General features: G+C 73.1%; 17 protein-coding genes. 13 read left to right on the top strand and 4 right to left on the bottom strand.

From position 1 onward, the window contains the following. Positions 1-26 precede the first annotated feature (26 nt). Positions 27-797 (bottom strand): SDR family NAD(P)-dependent oxidoreductase, encoded by a 771-nt coding sequence (locus tag LBW97_RS15680; protein ID WP_224500291.1) that lies wholly within the window; start codon positions 795-797, stop codon positions 27-29. 137 nt (positions 798-934) lie between these two features. Between LBW97_RS15680 and LBW97_RS15675 the strand changes: the two genes are divergently transcribed. From LBW97_RS15675 to LBW97_RS15650, 6 genes are read left to right on the top strand one after another with little or no spacing between them, the layout of a single operon-like run. Then, positions 935-2,437: a long-chain fatty acid--CoA ligase gene (locus tag LBW97_RS15675; protein WP_224500290.1), complete on the top strand. Its 1,503-nt coding sequence runs from the start codon at positions 935-937 to the stop codon at positions 2,435-2,437. Beyond that, entirely contained in the window at positions 2,434-2,859 is a 426-nt protein-coding gene (locus LBW97_RS15670) for a hypothetical protein (protein WP_224500289.1), read from the top strand. The genes LBW97_RS15675 and LBW97_RS15670 overlap by 4 nt, the downstream gene beginning before the upstream one ends. Further along, positions 2,780-3,904 carry an alpha/beta fold hydrolase gene (locus tag LBW97_RS15665; protein WP_224500288.1) on the top strand — a complete coding sequence of 375 codons (1,125 nt, stop codon included), beginning with the start codon at positions 2,780-2,782 and terminating at the stop codon, positions 3,902-3,904. The genes LBW97_RS15670 and LBW97_RS15665 overlap by 80 nt, the downstream gene beginning before the upstream one ends. Position 3,905: 1 nt before the next feature. Continuing rightward, the gene (locus tag LBW97_RS15660; RefSeq protein WP_224500287.1) at positions 3,906-4,481 is read left to right on the top strand and encodes a GNAT family N-acetyltransferase; all 576 of its coding nucleotides are present in this window, start codon (positions 3,906-3,908) and stop codon (positions 4,479-4,481) included. Positions 4,482-4,514: 33 nt separating this feature from the next. Then, positions 4,515-5,729: an MFS transporter gene (locus LBW97_RS15655; RefSeq protein WP_224500286.1), complete on the top strand. Its 1,215-nt coding sequence runs from the start codon at positions 4,515-4,517 to the stop codon at positions 5,727-5,729. 30 nt (positions 5,730-5,759) lie between these two features. After that, complete coding sequence (locus LBW97_RS15650) at positions 5,760-6,104, top strand: hypothetical protein (protein WP_224500285.1); 345 nt, start codon at positions 5,760-5,762, stop codon at positions 6,102-6,104. A gap of 22 nt (positions 6,105-6,126) precedes the next feature. On the opposite strand, the gene LBW97_RS15645 is transcribed toward LBW97_RS15650, so the two are convergent. Genes LBW97_RS15645 through LBW97_RS15635 form a run of 3 tightly spaced genes read right to left on the bottom strand, consistent with a single transcriptional unit; the run spans position 6,127 to position 9,364 of the window. Next, positions 6,127-7,764, bottom strand: a complete 1,638-nt coding sequence (locus LBW97_RS15645; protein ID WP_224500284.1) for an ABC-F family ATP-binding cassette domain-containing protein — start codon at positions 7,762-7,764, stop codon at positions 6,127-6,129. A 48-nt stretch (positions 7,765-7,812) separates the two neighbouring features. Then, a complete protein-coding gene (locus tag LBW97_RS15640; protein ID WP_224500283.1) occupies positions 7,813-8,880 on the bottom strand; it encodes an adenylate/guanylate cyclase domain-containing protein in 1,068 nt (355 codons plus the stop codon). Between the two features lie 13 nt (positions 8,881-8,893). After that, positions 8,894-9,364 (bottom strand): universal stress protein, encoded by a 471-nt coding sequence (locus LBW97_RS15635; RefSeq protein WP_224500282.1) that lies wholly within the window; start codon positions 9,362-9,364, stop codon positions 8,894-8,896. A 151-nt stretch (positions 9,365-9,515) separates the two neighbouring features. Here LBW97_RS15635 and LBW97_RS15630 point away from each other — a divergent pair, with 151 nt between their 5' ends. The 7 genes from LBW97_RS15630 (at position 9,516) to LBW97_RS15600 (ending at position 17,756) form a co-directional block, all read left to right on the top strand. Continuing rightward, entirely contained in the window at positions 9,516-10,454 is a 939-nt protein-coding gene (locus LBW97_RS15630; RefSeq protein ID WP_224500281.1) for an ABC transporter ATP-binding protein, read from the top strand. After that, on the top strand, positions 10,451-11,215 hold the full coding sequence (locus tag LBW97_RS15625) for an ABC transporter permease (protein ID WP_224500280.1): 765 nt from the start codon (positions 10,451-10,453) through the stop codon (positions 11,213-11,215). The genes LBW97_RS15630 and LBW97_RS15625 overlap by 4 nt, the downstream gene beginning before the upstream one ends. Positions 11,216-11,282: 67 nt before the next feature. Continuing rightward, a complete protein-coding gene (locus LBW97_RS15620; protein ID WP_224500279.1) occupies positions 11,283-12,092 on the top strand; it encodes an ankyrin repeat domain-containing protein in 810 nt (269 codons plus the stop codon). A 154-nt stretch (positions 12,093-12,246) separates the two neighbouring features. Beyond that, positions 12,247-16,011 carry a multifunctional oxoglutarate decarboxylase/oxoglutarate dehydrogenase thiamine pyrophosphate-binding subunit/dihydrolipoyllysine-residue succinyltransferase subunit gene (locus tag LBW97_RS15615; RefSeq protein ID WP_224500278.1) on the top strand — a complete coding sequence of 1,255 codons (3,765 nt, stop codon included), beginning with the start codon at positions 12,247-12,249 and terminating at the stop codon, positions 16,009-16,011. Positions 16,012-16,018: 7 nt separating this feature from the next. Beyond that, the gene (locus LBW97_RS15610; protein ID WP_224500277.1) at positions 16,019-16,207 is read left to right on the top strand and encodes a DUF6104 family protein; all 189 of its coding nucleotides are present in this window, start codon (positions 16,019-16,021) and stop codon (positions 16,205-16,207) included. A gap of 61 nt (positions 16,208-16,268) precedes the next feature. Continuing rightward, complete coding sequence (locus LBW97_RS15605) at positions 16,269-16,994, top strand: hypothetical protein (RefSeq protein WP_224500276.1); 726 nt, start codon at positions 16,269-16,271, stop codon at positions 16,992-16,994. Positions 16,995-17,042: 48 nt separating this feature from the next. Next, a complete protein-coding gene (locus LBW97_RS15600; RefSeq protein WP_224500275.1) occupies positions 17,043-17,756 on the top strand; it encodes a metal-dependent hydrolase in 714 nt (237 codons plus the stop codon). Positions 17,757-17,796: the final 40 nt, after the last annotated feature.

The following is a 17,796-nucleotide window of genomic DNA, read 5'->3' as shown; positions in this document are numbered from 1 at the left end:
CCCGCTGACCCCGCCGGGGGCGGGGCTCAGCTGGTGAGCATCCCGCCCTCGACCGGGATGGTCGTGCCGGTCACGTAGCCGCCGGCGTCGCTGGCGAGGAACACCAGCGCCGCCGCCAGCTCGCGGGGGTCACCGGCACGGCCGGCCAGCACCCGGGTCATCTGCTGGTCGAGGTAGCCCTCGGGGTACTGGTCGGTCATCTCGGAGGCGAAGAAGCCCGGGGCGAGCGCGTTGACCCGGATGCCCTTGCGCCCGGTCCACTGCTGGGCAAGGTCCCGGGTCAGCCCGATGAGGCCTGCCTTGCTGGCGGCGTACGCCGCCTGCGGAAGCCCGGCAGTGGTCAACCCCAGGATGCTGGAGATGTTGATGATCGAGCTGCCGGGCTGCATCACCCGGCCGCAGGCCTGCGCCATCCAGTAGCAGCCGTTGAGGTTGACGTCGATGACCGAGCGGAACTGGTCGGGCGTCTCCCGCGTCGCCGGGGTGGCGGTACCGATGCCGGCGTTGTTGACCAGGATGTCGACCTTGCCGAACTCGGCCATGGCGGCGTCGACCAGCCCCTGGCAGTCCTCCACCTTGGCGACATCGGTCTGCACCGACAGCGCCCGCCGCCCGGTCTCCTCCACCGCGCGCTGGGTCTCGGCCAGCCTGTCCACCCGTCGCGCGCCGAGCACGACGTCGCAGCCGGCCTCGGCGAGCGTGCGGGCGAAGACGGCGCCCAGCCCCGAGGAGGCCCCGGTGACGATCGCCACCCGGCCGTCGAGGTGGAACATGTCGAGGATCGTCGGATCGGGCATGGCGGGCTCCCCCGGGAAAGGTGTCTGGTTCCGAACGTCGTCGTGCGGTTGTCGCCACCGTATCCATCCTGTGCGGTACATCACGCATCAGCCGGGTAGGACCCCGTCGCCGCATCCGGCCACAGGGGGACCAGACGATGACAAATCTCGCGCAGAACCTGCTCGACGCCGCCGACCAAGCGCCCGACCACACCGCGCTCCGGATGGACGACGCCGTCCTGACCTACCGCGAGTTCGCCGACGCGGCCCTGCGGGTGGCCGCGTCGCTGCAGGACCGCGGCGTCGCACCCGGTGACCGCGTCGGGCTGGTGCTGCCGAACGTCATCGCGTTCCCCGTCGTCTTCTACGGGGCACTACTGGCCGGAGCCGCCGTCGTGCCGATGAACCCGCTGCTCAAGGCACGCGAGGTCGAGTACTACCTGGAGGACTCCGGCGCCCGGGTGGTCGTCGCCCTCGACGGCAGCGCCGGCCCCGTGCAGGAGGCGGCCGGCAAGGTCGGCACCGAGGCGGTGACCGTGAGCGCGGCGTTCCCCGAGGAGCTGCTCGGCGACGAGTCGCTGACCGCCGCGGTGGAGCGGGCCGACGACGACGACGCGGTCATCCTCTACACCTCCGGCACCACCGGGCAGCCCAAGGGCGCCCAGCTGACGCACGCCAACCTGCGCAGCAACGCGCGCACCGGCGGCCGCGACCTGGTCGAGTCGACCCAGGACGACGTGATCATGGGCTGCCTGCCGCTGTTCCACGTCTTCGGGCTCACCTGCGGGCTGAACGCGGCGGTGCTGGCCCGGGCCTGCCTGACGCTCGTCCCCCGCTTCGACGGGAGCAAGGCGCTCTCGGTGGTGCAACGCGACCGGGTCACGATCTTCGAGGGCGTCCCGACCATGTTCGCCGGGATGCTGCACGCACCCGACCGCGACCAGTACGACATGTCCAGCCTGCGGCTGTGCGTCTCCGGCGGCTCGGCGATGCCCGTGGAGATCATGCGGAGCTTCGAGGAGCAGTTCGGCTGCATCATCCTGGAGGGATACGGGCTGAGCGAGACCTCGCCGGTCGCCTCGTTCAACCACCCGCACGCCGAGCGCAAGCCCGGGTCGATCGGCACTCCCATCGAGGGCGTGGAGATGCGGCTGGTCGACGACGACGGCAAGGACGTGGCCGAGGGCGAGGTGGGCGAGATCGCCATCCGGGGCGAGAACGTGATGAAGGGCTACTGGCAGCGCACCGAGGAGACGGCGAAGGCCATCCCGGACGGCTGGTTCCGCACCGGCGACCTGGCCCGCCGGGACGACGACGGCTACTACTTCATCGTCGACCGCAAGAAGGAGATGATCATCCGCGGCGGCTACAACGTCTACCCGCGGGAGATCGAGGAAGCCCTCTACGAGCACCCGGCCGTGGCCGAGGTCGCCGTCATCGGCATCGCCCACCCCGAGCTGGGCGAAGAGGTCGCCGCAGCGGTCGCGCTGAAGCCGGGCGCCTCCGCCGAGGTCGACGAGCTGCGCGAGTTCGCCAAGGCCCGCGTGGCCGCCTACAAGTACCCCCGCCACCTCTGGCTGGTCGAGGCGCTGCCGAAGGGGCCGACCGGGAAGATCCTCCGCCGGGCGGTGGAGGTCCCGGCCGAGGTGGGGTCCCGATGAGCGGCGAGCCGCCGCTCTGGCGGCAGGCCTACGACGCCGTCGACCGCGCGGTCACCCCCCGCGCCGACGACCTGGTGCGCTCCCCCGGCTTCGCCCTGGGCGTGGCCCTGGTGCGCCGGGCGACGACCGCCGCACGCTCCTCCGCCCAGGGCCTCACCGCCCGTGCCTGGCACCTGGTGAACCTGCCCGCCGGCAGCGACGTGCACCGGCTGCGGGCCCAGGTCGGCGCGCTGGACCGGGAGGTCCGCCGGCTGACCGTGGCCCTGGAAGCCGAACGCCGGACCGAACGAACCCGCGCGCTCCCGTCGCGCACCCCCGAACCGCCGACGACGGAGGACAGCCATGCCGACCGTGCCGAACCCGCAGACGATCCTCGACCGCGTCCGGCGCGACGTCGAGCGCAACGCCCTACGAGCGCGTAACGGCATCAAGCTGGTCGCGGGCGTCGACCGGCCCGGTGTCGGCTGCACGGCCAAGGACGTCGTGTGGGAACGCGGCCGCACCCAGTTGTGGCACTACCGCAACGACCCCGAGGTCCACGGCGGGGTGCGCCACTCCCCTCCCCTGCTGCTGGTCTTCAGCATGATCAGCCGCAGCTACATCCTCGACCTCTCGCCGGGCAACAGCTTCATCGAGCAGCTGCTCCGCGCCGGGTTCGACGTCTACATGGTCGACTGGGGCGAGCCCGACGAGCGCGACGCCGGCAACGGGCTCGAGGACTACGCCGACGACTACATCCCCGCCGCGATCGACCGGGTGCTCGAGCTCTCCGGCGCCGACGAGGTGAACCTCTTCGGCTACTGCTTCGGCGGCGACCTCTCGCTGCTGCACGCGGCCCACCACCCGGACTCGCCCCTGCGCAGCCTCACCGTGCTGGCGACACCGGTCGACTTCCGGCACATGGGCCCGCTGGCCGACGTCTTCGCCAAGGGCGGCCTGGAGGTGGACTCGGTCCTCAACGAGGACGGCAACGTTCCGCCGCAGGTCGTCCTGCAGGGCTTCCGCACGCTCACGCCGACCGCGGACATCACCCGCTACGTGACCCTGTGGGAACGGCTCTGGAACGACGAGTACGTCGCCTCCTACCAGGCGATGACCGGCTGGTCGGACGACCACGTGCCCTTCCCTGGCCGCGCCGCCCGGCAGACCGTGCGGATGCTCGTGCGCGACAACGGGATGGTGAACGACCGGCTGAGCGTCGGCGGCGACCCGGTCCACCTGTCCGACATCCGGGTGCCGTTCCTGACCGTGCGGGCCGAGCGGGACCACATCGTGCCGACCGCCGCCACCGCGCCGTTGATCGACCTGGTCGGCTCGCCCGACAAGCACGAACTGGTGTTGCCCGCCGGGCACATGGGGCTCGTCGTCGGCAGGACGGCGGCGAAGACGACGGTCCCCACGATCATCGACTTCCTGCGCCGGCGGAGCGATACCGTCGGCGCACCCGGCATGGCGAAGGGAGCCTGAGGTGACCGACCAGGTGGAGCGGAACCCGGAGAGCACGGTCGAGGCAGTCGGCCCTGGCCACGCGGACGCGCTGCTGAGCTTCTTCTCCGGGCTGCCCGAGGGCGACCGGACCTTCATCAAGGAGGACGTCACCGACCCGGCCACCGTGCGCAGCTGGGTCGAGGACGGCAGCTCACGGTGGGTGGCCACCGGCGCCGACGGCGGCATCGACGGGTACGTCGCCGTCCGCCGGCTCTCCGGGTGGTCCGACCACGTCGCCGAGCTCCGGCTGGTGGTGGGCCCGCAGAGCCGGGGAACGGGTCTGGGCCGGGTGCTGGCCCGGCACGCGGTCACCGAGGCGATCTCGGCGGGCGCCACCAAGCTGGTGGTCGAGGTGGTCGCCGAGCAGGGCTCGGCGCTGGCGCTCTTCACCGGGCTCGGGTTCCGCGGCGAGGCCCTGCTGGAGGACCACATCCGCGACCGGTCCGGGGAGCTGCGCGATCTCCTGGTGCTCGCCCACCGGGTGGACGCCACCTGGTCGGCGATGGACACCGTCGGGCTGTCCGAGGCGCTGGACGGCTCGCCCGACCCCGGGTGACGGCTCGCGAGCCGCGCCCGGCACCCTGATCAGGTGACGGTCGCCCCGCCCCGGACGCCGCGCCGGGCGTGGCTCCCGGTCGCCCTGACGATGTTCGCCATCGGCTGGGGCGCCAACCAGTTCGTCAGCCTGCTGGTCGCCTACCGCGAGGACTCCGGCCTCTCCGTGGCCACCGTCGACGCCCTCGTCGGCGCGTACGCGCTCGGCCTCATCCCCGCGCTGCTCGTGCTCGGCCCGATCTCCGACCGCCGGGGCCGCACGCCGGTGCTGCGGGTCGCCGCGGTGGTGTCGCTGCTGGCGACGGCGGTGCTGATGATCGGGGACCTGTGGGCGCTCTACGCCGGGCGGCTGCTCGCGGGCCTGGCCAGCGGCGCCGCCTTCGCCGCCGGGAGCGCCTGGGTCGAGGAGCTCTCCACCGAGCGCTTCGACCCCGGGGCCCGCGAGGGGTCCGGCGCCCGCCGGGCGGCGATGTCGCTGACGGCGGGCTTCTGCCTCGGCCCGGTGGTCGCCGGCCTGCTCGCGCAGTGGGCGCCGTCGCCGCTGGTCACCGCATACCTGCCGCACCTGGCCGTCGTGCTCGCGGTGCTCGTGCCGCTGTGGCGTGCGCCGGAGACGGTCGTCCCGGCCGCGGCGTCGGCCGCCGCAGGCTCCCCGCTGGCCCGCCTGCGGGTGCGCTCGGCCGCCGACCCCCGGTTCCGCCGCTCGGTCGCCCCCGTGGCGCCGTGGGTGTTCGGCTCGGCCACGATCTCGATCGCCGTCCTGCCCGGGCTGGTCACCGACACCACCGCCGGCTGGACCGTCGCCTTCAGCGCGTTGATCGCCGGGGTCACCCTCGGCACCGGTTTCCTCGTCCAGCCGACCGCCCGCCGGATCGCCGCGACCTCTCCGCGCCGCGGCGTCGTGTGGGGACTCGGCGCCGTCGTCCTGGGGCTCGGCATCGCGGCAGCGGCCGCGGCCACGACGTCGCCCTGGCTGGTGGCGCCGGCCGCCGTCGTCCTGGGCACCGGGTACGGCTGCTGCCTGGTCTCGGGGCTGCTGCAGACCCAGCGGATCGCGGCACCGGGCGAGCTGGCCGGGCTCACCGCCGTCTACTACGCGCTCACCTACGTCGGGTTCGCCGCGCCGGTGCTGCTGGCCCTGCTGGCGTTGCTGGTGCCGTACTGGGTGCTGCTCCTCGGTGCCGCCGCGCTGGCTGCCCTGACCCTCGCGCTCAGCACGCCCCGCGAGGAGCCGGTCAGCGCTCGGTGATCCTGCCGGCGGCAGGGCAGCATCTGGGTCGTGAGCACGAGGACCCGTCGCGTGGTGCTGCCGCTGAGCGAGTGGCGTGAACTGGGAGCACGTGGTCGGCGCGGGGTCCGCCGGGCCGCGCGCGGCGGGCAGGCGCACCCGGACCCCTACGTCGCGCGGCTGGCCCACGCCTGGGCGACGGAGGTGCTGCGGGTCGAGACAGCGCGCTCGTCACGCCGAGAGCAGGTCACCGAGGTGGGCCTGGGGGCCGCGTTGCTCGGGGTCGTCGGTGCACTGCTGGGGCCGGCGGTGACGGGGGCGTCGCTGGGCGGTGGGCTGAGCCGGCGGGATCGTCGGCTGGCTCGCCGCCTCCGTGCGTTGTCAGCCTCCCGCTGACCAGCGAGCCGTCCCGCGGTGCTCAGCGCTCGGTGACCCGGCCGCCGTCGACCTCGAGGCGGCGGTCGGTACGCACCGCAGCCAGCATCCGGCGGTCGTGGGTGACGAGGAGCAGCGTGCCGGTGTAGCCCGCCAGCGCCTGCTCGAGCTGCTCGATCGCGGGCAGGTCGAGGTGGTTGGTCGGCTCGTCCAGCACCAGCACGTTCACCCCGCGCGCCTGCAGCAGTGCCAGCGCCGCGCGGGTGCGCTCCCCCGGCGAGAGGGTGACGGCCGGCCGCAGCACGTGGTCAGCGGTCAGCCCGAACTTCGCCAGCAGGGTGCGCACCTCGGCGGTCGGCCAGTCGGGCACCTCGGCGCCGAACGCGTCCATCAGCTGTTCGGTCCCGAAGAACCGGCTCCGGGCCTGGTCGATCTCGCCGATCTGCACCGAGGGGCCCAGCGACGTCGTCCCCTCGTCGAGCGGCACGCGGCCCAGCAGCGCGGCCAGCAGCGTCGACTTGCCGGAGCCGTTGGCCCCGGTGATGGCCACCCGGTCGCCCCCGTCGACCTGCAGGTCCACCGGCCCGAGGGTGAAGCTCCCCCGCCGGACGACGGCGCCGCGCAGGGTCGCCACGATCGCGCCCGCCCGCGGGGCCGCAGCGATCTCCATCCGCAGCTCCCACTCCTTGCGGGGCTCCTCGACCACGTCGAGCCGCTCGATCATCCGCTGGGTCTGCTTGGCCTTGGCCGCCTGCTTCTCCGACGAGGCGCGGTTGGCCGCCTTGATGTGCTTGTCGCCGTCCTTGGACTTCTTGATGGAGTCACGGACGCCCTTGGCCATCCAGTTCTTCTGCATCTGGGCGCGCGCCTCGAGGCCCGCCTTCGTGTCGGCGAACTCCTCGTACTCCTCGCGGGCGTGCCGACGGGCCACCTCCCGCTCGGCCAGGTAGGCCTCGTAGCCGCCGTCGTGCACCCGGACCAGCTGCTGGGCGAGGTCCAGCTCGACGATCCGGTTCACGGTGCGGGCGAGGAACTCGCGGTCGTGGCTGACCACGACGACGCCGGACCGCGCACCGACGACGAAGCGCTCCAGCTGGTCGAGTCCGGCGAGGTCCAGGTCGTTGGTCGGCTCGTCGAGCATCAGGACGTCGTAGCGGGACAGCAGCAGCGTGGCCAGGCCGACCCGTGCGGCCTGACCACCGGAGAGCCCGGTCATCAGCGCGTCCAGGGCGACGCCGGGCGCCACCTCCGCGACCACCTCCGCGGCCCGCTCGTCGAGGTCGGCGCCGCCCAGGGCCAGCCACCGCTCGAGGGTGTCGCCGTAGGCGTCGTCCGCGCCCGGCTCACCCGCGGCCAGCGCGTCGGTGGCGGCGTCCATGGCCGCCTGCGCCTCGGCGACCCCGGTGCGCCGGGCCAGGGCGGCGAGCACCGTCTCGTCCTCGCGGCGCTCGTGCTCCTGGGGCAGGTAGCCGAGGGTGGCGGTGGGCGGGCTGAGCACGACGGAGCCGGCCTCGGCCGGGATCTCCCCGGCGAGGGTGCGCAGCAGGGTGGACTTCCCGGCTCCGTTGACGCCGACCAGCCCGACGACGTCGCCGGGGGCGACGACGAGATCCAGGCCGGAGAACAGCACGCGGGCGCCGTGACCGGCTGCCAGTCCGCGCGCGACGAGGGTGGCGCTCATCCCTACAGACTGCCAAGCCCTCCGGCGGGCGCCGTCGGTCGGTCGCCGTCAGTCGGTCGTGGGGTCGCCCGAGTCGTCGGTGTCGAAGGCGTCCTCGTCGTAGCCGTCGTCCTCGTCGTGCGTCACCCGCGGCGGGCGCACCAGCCACGGCTGCAGGTGGTCGTACCCCCGCACCGAGACCCGGCGCAGCGGCCGCACCCGGTAGTCGCCGGTCCCCCGCAGGCGGTCGGCCAGCTCCCGGTCGACCAGCAGGGCCCCGGGGCGGGCCAGCGAGGTGAGCCGACTGGCCAGGTTCACCACCGGCGAGTAGACGTCGCCCAGCCGGGTGAGCACCGCACCGTAGGCGGCGCCGACCCGCAGCGGCGGACGCTCGGCGGTGTCCCAGGCGTCGGGCAGCTCCAGCCCGATGTCGGCCGCGTCGGTCGCCGAGGCGGCGGTGAACAGCACGCCGTCGCCGACGGTCTTGACCACCCGGCCGTGGTGGCGGGCGATGACCTCCGCCGCGGTGCTCTCGAAGTCCTCGACCATCCGCCCGAGTTCCCGTCCGCCCATGCCGCGGCTGCGCGACGTGTAGCCGACCAGGTCGGCGAAGCCGACGGCGAGCTCGCGCCGGTCGCCCGGACCGCCGGCCGCGAGCAGCCGGTCGACGTTGGCCGCCAGGTGCCGCCGCCAGACGTAGTCCTGCACCTCGCGCAGCCGGGGCAGCAGCTCCCGGGCGACGCCAACCGCCTCGTCGGCGCTCACCGGCTCTCCGGTCCGGTCCGCGCTCCGGGCGAGGGAGTCGGCCAGCATGTCGGTCTGCCAGTCGGCGAGCCGGGACAGCGACTGCCCCATCGCGCGGGCGATCGAGGCCTCGCTGTCCGGCCCGATGAAGCCGGAGTCGATCAGCGTGGAGAGGACCTCCAGCGCCTCGACGTCGGCGTCGGTGAAGACCGGGTCGTCGTCGGCGGCATCGGGGAAGCCGAGCGCCCGCCAGAGGCGCAGGGTGCGCTCGGGGGGCATCCCGGCTCGCGCGCCGACCTCCAGCCGCGTGTACCGGCGCGGCCCGCCGAGCAGCAACCGCTCCAGGGCCTCTCGCGCGCCGGGGCCCGGGAGCGCCTCCCGGGGGTCGTCCATCGCGGTCGCGAGCTCAGTCGGTGGTGTGCACGACGAGCACGTCGACCTGCGAGCGACGGGTGGCGTCGGCGGGCACGGAGCCCAGGAGCCGGCCCTTGATGCCCGCCAGGCCGCGGTTGCCCACCACGAGCAGGTCGGCGTTCTCGCGCCGGACGACGTCGAGCAGCGTCTCCACCGGCGAGCCGACGACGGCGACCGTCTTCACGTCCTTCGCGCCGGCGCTCCGCGCCCGGTCGGCGGCGGTGCGCACCGTGTCCTCGGCGGGATGGGACCCCACGACCTGGTACGCCTCGTCGCCGAGGACGTCCTGGGCGCGCGCCACGTCCCGGTCCTCGCCGTCGAGCGGCAGGTAGGCGCAGGCGATCACGAGGGTCGCACCGCTGGCGCCGGCGAGGGCACCGGCGCGGGCGACCGCACGCAGGGAGGACTCCGATCCGTCGGTTCCGACGACGACCGTGGAATAGGCGCTCGCGGCATCGCTCACGGCGCGCACTCTAAGGGACGACGGCGTGTCGTGTGCTGCCGGTCACGAGATTTCCCCTCAGGTGCGCCCCGGTGCGCTTGGATGACGGCACCATCCCGCGGCCGACGAGGAGAGCGTCATCGCCACCGCCCGTCCACCCGCGCCCGGCCCCGTGCGGGTCGAGGTCAGCGGGCTCACCAAGAACTTCGGCGCCGTGCGCGCGGTCTCCGACCTCGGCTTCACCGTCGAGCCGGGATCGGTCACCGGCTTCCTCGGCCCCAACGGCGCGGGCAAGACCACGACCCTGCGCATGGTGCTCGGCCTCGTGCGGCCCGACGCCGGGACCGCGACCTTCGACGGCGTCCCCTACGCGGACCTGCCCGACCCGGTGCGCGTCGTGGGCGCCGTGCTCGAGACGGCCTTCCACCCGGCCCGGTCCGGGCGCAACCACCTGCGCGTCTACTGCCAGGCCGCCGGGCTGCCGGAGCAGCGCGCCGACGAGGTGCTCGCCCAGGTCGGGCTGGCCGACGCCGGGGGCCGGCGGGCGGGTGGCTACTCGCTGGGCATGCGGCAGCGGCTGGCGCTGGCCACCGCCCTGCTCGGCGACCCCGCCGTCCTGGTGCTCGACGAGCCGGCGAACGGCCTGGACCCCGAGGGCATCCAGTGGCTGCGCGGCTTCCTCCGCTACATGGCGCACGAGGAAGGGCGAACCGTCCTGGTCTCCAGCCACCTGCTGTCGGAGGTCGAGCAGACGGTCGACCGGGTGGTCATCGTGGGCGCGGGGCGGCTGGTCCGCGAGGGCTCCATGGAGCAGCTGCGCTCCGGGGCCGACGACGCCGGGACCGTGCTGGTGCGCAGCCCGCAGGCGGCCAGGCTCGCCGAGCTGCTGCGGGAGGAGGGGGTCGCGGTCACCGTCGACGAGGACGGCGGCGTGACGGTGCACGGCCGCAGCAGCGCCGAGATCGGGGCGCGGGCCTTCGCCGCCGGCGTCGAGCTGCACGAGCTGCGCCCGCACAGCAGCGGCCTGGAGGAGATCTACTTCCAGCTCACCGCCGGCCAGGAGCAGTACGCCGCGCCCGTCCCCGGCACCGCGGGGAAGGCCGCACGATGACCGCACTGGTGCGCGCGGAGTGGACCAAGCTGTTCACCACCCGCTTCTGGATCGGCCTGCTGATCGGCGGGGCCCTCATGACCGCCGGCTTCTCGGTGCTCTTCACGGTCCTGGCCGGAGTGGAGGAGGAGGGCCAGCAGGCCCTGCCGGAGATCGGCACTCCCGCCTACGAAGAGCTGGCCCTCTCCGTCGCGGTCCAGGCGAACGTCTTCCTGCTCATCCTCGGGATCATCGGGATGACCCAGGAGTTCCGGCACAAGACCGCCGTCCCGACCTTCCTCACCACCCCGTCCCGCGGACGGGTGGTGGGCGCCAAGCTGCTCGCCTACGCCGCGGTCGCGGTGCCGTTCGCGCTGCTGCTCCTCGCGGTCAACGTCGGCGTCGTGCTGGTCGCCGCCGGAGCCCGCGGGAACGCCCCCTCGCTGACCGGCGACAACCTGCAGACGGTGATCTCGTCCGGGCTGGTCCTGGTGCTGTTCGCCGTGATCGGCGTGGGCGTCGGGGCGCTGGTCCGCAACCAGGTGGGGGCGATCGTCGGCGCGCTGGTCTACCTCTTCGTCATCGAGCCGATCGCGGCCCTGGTGGGGGCGATCCAGGTCGTCTACAAGTGGCTGCCGGGTGGCGCGATCCAGGCCGTCACCTCCGACTTCCAGGCGCCGGACGTCCTGGAACCGTGGCAGGGGGCCGTCGTCCTGCTCGGTTACGGTCTTCTCGCCGCATTGCTGGGAACGCTCCTCGCCGTCCGCCGCGACGTCGGCTGACCCGCACCGCCCCCGCTCCGGTCGAACCAACGCGCCGGACACCCGGAAATCGGAGAACGGAGTCCGCGTGACCACTCGCATGACCGTGCAGCGACTCGGCCGGCTGATCGCCGACGGCGAGGCCGAGGCCGTCCGGTCGGCCGTCGCCGACGCCCCTCGGCTGCTGTCGGGCACCGTCGAGCGCGAGGGGCAGGACGGCTGGACGCCCCTGCACCTCGCCGTCGCCACGGGCCGGTCCGACGTCGTCGACGTCCTCGTGTCGGCCGGCGCGGACCTGTCCACCCGGACGGAGCACCACCGCACCCCGCTGCACGTGGCCCTGGAGCACGCGCCGGACCTGGTGCCGGTGCTGGTGGCCCACGGCGCCGCGGTGGACGCCCCGAGTGCTGCGTACCTGGACGACGTCGACACCCTGCGCGCCGAGCTGGACGGCGGCGCGCCCCTCACCGACCCGACCACCGGCGTCGACCTGCTCTCCTGGGCGGCCTTCGGTGGCGCGGCCGGAACGGCCCGCCTGCTGCTCGACCGGGGCGCGGACGCCGACGGCGGCGCGCTGCACGCCGCGACCAGGGCCGGGCACCTGGAGCTGGTCCGCCTGCTCCTCGACGCCGGGGCCGCTGTCGACGGCCGGGACGCCGACACCGGCCGCACCCCGCTGCACTCGGCCGTCGCCGAGGCTCCGGCCGACTCCGCGCCCGACATCGTGGGCCTGCTGCTGGACTCGGGAGCCGACGTCGACGCCACCACCCACGACGGCGCGAGCGCGCTGGACATCAGCCGGGTCTCCGCCGCCCGGCACCGCTCCGCCGGTGAGGACGCCGCGACCGGCAGCGACGCGCTGGTCGAGCTGCTGGTCGCCCGCGGCGCCACTCACTGAGCAGCGGGCACCGACCCCGAGGCGGGGAAAAGCACGCGGGTCCTTGTCCGCACCCGGACGACCGCCGCTCACGGGCGTAGAGTCGACACCCGGTTCAGCGATGCCCCTCAGACGCAGCCCCAAGACGAAGAAGGCACTCGACCCCGTGTCAAGCGTGAGTTCATCCAAGTCCTCGTCCGCCTCGCCTCAGGTCGCCGGGTTCGGCACCAACGAGTGGCTGGTCGAGGAGATGTACCAGCAGTACCTCGCCGACCCGTCCAGCGTCGATCAGGCCTGGCACGAGTTCTTCGCCGACTACCGGCCGGGCAGCCCCGTCGACGGTGGCGAGCGCGAGGACGCAGCCAAGGCCAACGGCAATGCCTCCGCCGCGCGGGCGAAGCCCGCCCAGCAGGCGCCCGCGAAGCCCGCGCCCGCCGAGCAGGCGGCGCCCGCCAAGCCGGCCGCCCCCGCCCAGCCCGACGTCCAGAGCCCGGCCGCCGGGTCCAAGCCTGCGGGGAGCGCGCCCGTGCAGAACTCCAGCCCGGCCCCCGCCGCACCCAAGCCCCCGGTGGGCGCGGGCAAGCAGTCCCCCCTGCGCGGGGCGTCGGCCGCCGTCGTCAAGAACATGAACATGTCGCTGACGGTGCCGACGGCCACGAGCGTGCGGGCCGTGCCGGCGAAGCTCCTCGCCGACAACCGCATCGTCATCAACAACCACCTGGCCCGCGGCCGGGGCGGGAAGATCTCCTTCACCCACCTGATCGGCTACGCGCTGGTCCGGGCGCTGGACGCCTTCCCGAACATGAACAACAGCTACGCCGAGGTCGACGGCAAGCCGGTCCTCGTGACCCCGGAGCACGTCAACTTCGGCCTGGCCATCGACCTGCCGAAGCCCGATGGTTCCCGCTCGCTCGTCGTCGCCTCCATCAAGGGCGCCGAGGAGATGGACTTCGCTCAGTTCTGGGCCGCCTACGAGGACATCATCCGTCGCGCCCGACAGAACAAGCTGACGATGGACGACTTCTCCGGCACCACGATCAGCCTGACCAACCCGGGCACGATCGGCACCAACCACTCGGTGCCGCGGCTGACCGCCGGCCAGGGCGCGATCATCGGCGTGGGTGCCATGGAGTACCCCGCGGAGTTCCAGGGGATGAACCCCGACGCGCTGACCGAGATGGCCGTCTCGAAGATCATCACGCTGACCTCGACCTACGACCACCGGATCATCCAGGGCGCCGAGTCCGGTGACTTCCTGCGCCGGCTGCACTCGCTGCTGCTGGGCCAGGACGGCTTCTACGACGAGGTCTTCCGGTCGCTGCGCATCCCCTACGAGCCGGTGCGCTGGATGCCGGACGTGCGGAGCACGCGCGAGGGCCAGATCGACAAGGAAGCCCGGGTCATCGAGGTCATCGAGGCCTACCGGCGCAACGGCCACCTCATGGCCGACACCGACCCGCTCGAGTTCAAGGTCCGCACCCACCCCGACCTCGACATCCTCCAGCACGGGCTCACCCTGTGGGACCTCGACCGGCAGTTCCCGGTCGGTGGCTTCGCCGGCGAGAAGCTCATGGCCCTGCGCGACATCCTCGGCGTGCTGCGCAACTCCTACTGCCGCACCGTCGGCGTGGAGTACATGCACATCACCGACCCCGAGGAGCGCGACTGGCTCCAGAAGCGCATCGAGGTCAAGCACGAGCAGCCCGACCGCGAGAAGCAGAAGCACGTCCTCGGCCGGCTGAACGCCGCGGAGGCCTTCGAGACCTTCCTGCAGACCAAGTACGTCGGCCAGAAGCGGTTCTCGCTCGAGGGCGGCGAGTCGCTGATCCCGGTGCTCGACGAGGTCCTGCTCGCCGGCACCGACCACGGCCTGGACGAGGTCGCCATCGGCATGCCGCACCGCGGCCGGCTGAACGTCCTGGCCAACGTGCTGGGCAAGAGCTACGCCAAGATCTTCGGCGAGTTCGAGGGCAACATCGACCCCGGCACCGTCCAGGGCTCCGGCGACGTGAAGTACCACCTCGGCGCCACCGGCACCTTCTCCAACCCGTTCAAGCTCGACGCCGAGATCGCCGTCTCGCTGGCCAGCAACCCCTCGCACCTCGAGACGGTCAACCCCGTGCTCGAGGGCGTCGTCCGCGCCAAGCAGGATATGATCGACAAGGGCGAGGAGGGCTTCACCGTCCTCCCGGTGCTGCTGCACGGCGACTCCGCGTTCGCCGGCCAGGGCGTGGTCCAGGAGACGCTGAACCTCTCGCAGCTGCGCGGCTACCGCACCGGCGGCACCGTGCACGTCGTCGTGAACAACCAGGTCGGCTTCACCACCAGCCCGGGGTCGGCGCGGTCGAGCCTGTACTCGACCGACGTCGCGCGGATGGTGAACGCGCCGATCTTCCACGTGAACGGCGACGACCCGGAGGCCTGCGTCCGGGTCGCCCGGCTGGCCGTGGAGTACCGCCAGGCGTTCAAGAAGGACGTCGTCATCGACCTCGTCTGCTACCGCCGCCGCGGGCACAACGAGGGCGACGACCCGTCGATGACCCAGCCGCTGATGTACGACATCATCGACCGCAAGCGCTCGGTCCGGAAGCTGTACACCGAGGCGCTGGTCGGCCGCGGTGACATCACGCTCGAGGAGGCCGAGGAGGCCCTGAAGGACTACCGCGGCCAGTTGGAGCGCGCCTTCGCCGAGACGCACGACGCGCAGGACTCGTCCAAGCCCGAGCCGGTGATGGACCCGCGCACGCCGCAGGAGTCCATGCTCAAGACGGCGATCACGCCCGAGGTGCTCAAGGCCATCGGCGACGCGCACGTCTCCTTCCCGCCGGACTTCACCCCGCACCCGAAGCTGCAGAAGATGCTGGAGCGCCGGGCCGCGATGGTCAGCGAGGGTGGCGTCGACTGGGCGATGGGCGAGCTGCTGGCCTTCGGTTCGCTGCTCATGGAGGGCGTGCCGGTCCGGCTGGCCGGCCAGGACTCCCGCCGCGGCACCTTCGTGCAGCGCCACTCGGTCCTGATCGACCGGGAGAACGGCGCCGAGTACACGCCGCTGGCCAACCTCACCGAGGACCAGGCGAAGTTCTTCGTCTACGACTCGCTGCTGAGCGAGTACGCCGCCGTCGGCTTCGAGTACGGCTACTCGGTGGCCAACCCGAAGGCGCTGGTCCTCTGGGAGGCCCAGTTCGGCGACTTCGTCGACGGCGCCCAGATGGTCATCGACGAGTTCATCAGCTCCGGCGAGGCCAAGTGGGGCCAGCGCTCCGGCGTCGTCCTGCTGCTGCCGCACGGCATGGAGGGGCAGGGCCCCGACCACTCCAGCGGGCGGCCCGAGCGGTTCCTGCAGCTGTGCGCCGAGAACAACATGACGGTCGCCAACTGCACCACGCCCGGCAACTACTTCCACCTGCTGCGTCGTCAGGCGCTGTCGGACGTGCACCGGCCGCTGGTCGTGTTCACACCCAAGTCGCTGCTGCGGGCCAAGGCCGCGGTCAGCGCGGTGGAGGACTTCACCGAGCAGAGCTTCCGTCCGGTGCTGTCCGACACCGGTGTCGGCGGCGAGCCGCTGGACGCCTCCGCCGTGAAGCGGGTGCTGCTCTGCAGCGGCAAGGTTGCCTACGACCTCATGGCGCAGCGGGAGTCCGAGGGCATCGCCGACACGGCGGTCGTCCGCGTCGAGCAGCTCTACCCGCTGCCGGCCGAGCAGATCCGGGCCGAGCTGGAGCGCTACCCGAACGCCTCGGACGTCGTCTGGGTGCAGGAGGAGGCGGCGAACATGGGCGCCTGGCAGTTCATGGCCGTCAACCTGCCCGAGGAGCTGCCCGAGGGCCGGAAGCTGCGGCGGGTCAGCCGTCGGGCGTCGGCCAGCCCGGCCGTCGGTTCGGCGAAGGTGCACGAGGTCGAGCAGCGCAAGCTGGTCGCCGAGGCCTTCGCGACCTCCTGAGCCGCCGATGTACTTCACCGATCGAGGACTCGAGGAGCTGGCCGGCCGGCGGGGCGAGGAGCAGGTGACCCTCGCCTGGCTGGCCGACCAGATGCAGGCGTTCGTCGACCAGCACCCCGACTTCGAGGTGCCCGTCGAGCGGCTGGCCACCTGGCTGGCTCGCGGCGGCACGGACGACGACGACCTCGACGATTGAAGGACCCCGCCCTCCCCGCCCCTCGCAGGCTCGGGGCGGGGCCCTGGGCGGGGCCGTTCCAGTGAGCTCCGGGCTGCCGCTGGCGCGGGTCGCGGTACGTCCGGACCTCCGCGCGCCGGACGGCTGGTTCTGGGACCTGCCCGCGATCGCGCAGCTGCGCACCGGTGGGCTGGAGCTGGCGCCGGTGACGGTGCTGGTGGGCGAGAACGGCAGCGGCAAGTCCACGCTGGTGGAGGCGGTCGCACGCGCCTGGCAGCGGTCGCTGACCGCTGCGGTGAAGCACTGGGGTCCGCTCCCCTCCCCCGACGAGTCGGAGCTGTGGGGCGAGCTGGAGCTGCACGGCGAGTACCCGCGCCCGCAGGGCGGGGCTTTCCTGCGCGCGGAGGCGATGCACGGCCACTTCAGCTCGCTCGACGAGGGAGCTGACGGCGTCCGGGCCTTCGGTGGCCCGCTGAACGCCCGGTCGCACGGCGAGGGCTTCCTCGCCTTCCTCGAGGAGCGCACGACCGAGCGCGGCCTGTGGGTGCTCGACGAGCCGGAGTCGGCGCTGTCGTTCCGGTCCTCGCTGCGCCTGCTCGCGCTGCTCGACGGGGTCGTCGCCGCGGGGTCACAGGTCCTGCTGGCCACCCACTCCCCGCTGTTGGCCGCCCTGCCGGGCGCGCTGGTGTACGAGCTGGACGGCGACGGCTGCACGCCGCGCGAGTGGTCGGAGCTCGACCTGGTCCAGGACTGGCGCGCCTTCCTCGACGACCCCGAGCGGTTGCTGCACCACCTGCTCGACGACTGACCAGCGCGCCTCCGCACGATGCCGTGCGCGCGGCGCGACCCTCAGTACATGCTCGGCCACACGCACGCGCTCTCCGGTCTTGCCGTCGGCGCCGCCACCCTGCCCTGGGCACCGGTGCACGGCGCCGTCGCCCAAGGGGCCTGGATCGCCGCAGTAGGCGGCTTCGCGATGCTGCCGGACCTCGACCACCGGGGCTCCACGGTCTCCGACATGTGGGGCCCGGTGACCGACGTGCCCTCAGGCGGCATTGGCGCGATCACCGGCGGGCACCGCTGGGGCACCCACGACGCGATCCTGGCGCCACTGGCCTTCGGTGCGCTGGCAGTCCTGGCCGCAGAGACCTTCTGGTCGAGCCTGCTGGTGCTGGCCCTGGCCATCGGGCTGGCCCTGCACGCGCTGCACTTCGTGATTCCGGGGCGTGCGGAGACGACGATCCTGGGCAACCTGGTGCTCTCCTGGGGCGGCGCCTGGCTGCTGCTCACGCACATGCCGAACCCGGCGTGGCTGCCGTATGCCGTGGCCGCCGGCGTCCTCACCCACATCCTCGGGGATGCGCTCACCACCGCCGGCGTCCCCGTGCCGGTCATTTGGCTGCTCAACCGCGGGCGGATCACGTTGTCGCCGCTGCGCACCGGTACCGGCCTGGAGAAGGCGGTGCTGGTGCCCGCGTTCGGCATCGCCACGTTCTACTTCGCCTACGCCAACACCGGGCTGCATCTGACCGTCGACCCGATCGTGGCCGGACTGCTCAGCTCGGGCTGACGGCGAAAAGCGTTCGCCGTCCCCGGCCGCGGCCCGCAGA

This window comes from Blastococcus sp. LR1 (assembly GCF_020166105.1).
In the GTDB taxonomy this organism is placed as follows: domain Bacteria; phylum Actinomycetota; class Actinomycetes; order Mycobacteriales; family Geodermatophilaceae; genus Blastococcus.
This window is presented reverse-complemented; position numbering and strand designations above follow the sequence as displayed.

Coding starts and splice junctions, on each gene's coding strand:
- LBW97_RS15645 (WP_224500284.1), bottom strand. CDS start 7,764: ATGAGCGCCACCCTCGTCGCGCGCGGACTGGCAGCCGGTCACGGCGCC.
- LBW97_RS15640 (WP_224500283.1), bottom strand. CDS start 8,880: ATGGACGACCCCCGGGAGGCGCTCCCGGGCCCCGGCGCGCGAGAGGCC.
- LBW97_RS15665 (WP_224500288.1), top strand. CDS start 2,780: ATGCCGACCGTGCCGAACCCGCAGACGATCCTCGACCGCGTCCGGCGC.
- LBW97_RS15625 (WP_224500280.1), top strand. CDS start 10,451: ATGACCGCACTGGTGCGCGCGGAGTGGACCAAGCTGTTCACCACCCGC.
- LBW97_RS15600 (WP_224500275.1), top strand. CDS start 17,043: ATGCTCGGCCACACGCACGCGCTCTCCGGTCTTGCCGTCGGCGCCGCC.
- LBW97_RS15610 (WP_224500277.1), top strand. CDS start 16,019: ATGTACTTCACCGATCGAGGACTCGAGGAGCTGGCCGGCCGGCGGGGC.
- LBW97_RS15675 (WP_224500290.1), top strand. CDS start 935: ATGACAAATCTCGCGCAGAACCTGCTCGACGCCGCCGACCAAGCGCCC.
- LBW97_RS15680 (WP_224500291.1), bottom strand. CDS start 797: ATGCCCGATCCGACGATCCTCGACATGTTCCACCTCGACGGCCGGGTG.
- LBW97_RS15670 (WP_224500289.1), top strand. CDS start 2,434: ATGAGCGGCGAGCCGCCGCTCTGGCGGCAGGCCTACGACGCCGTCGAC.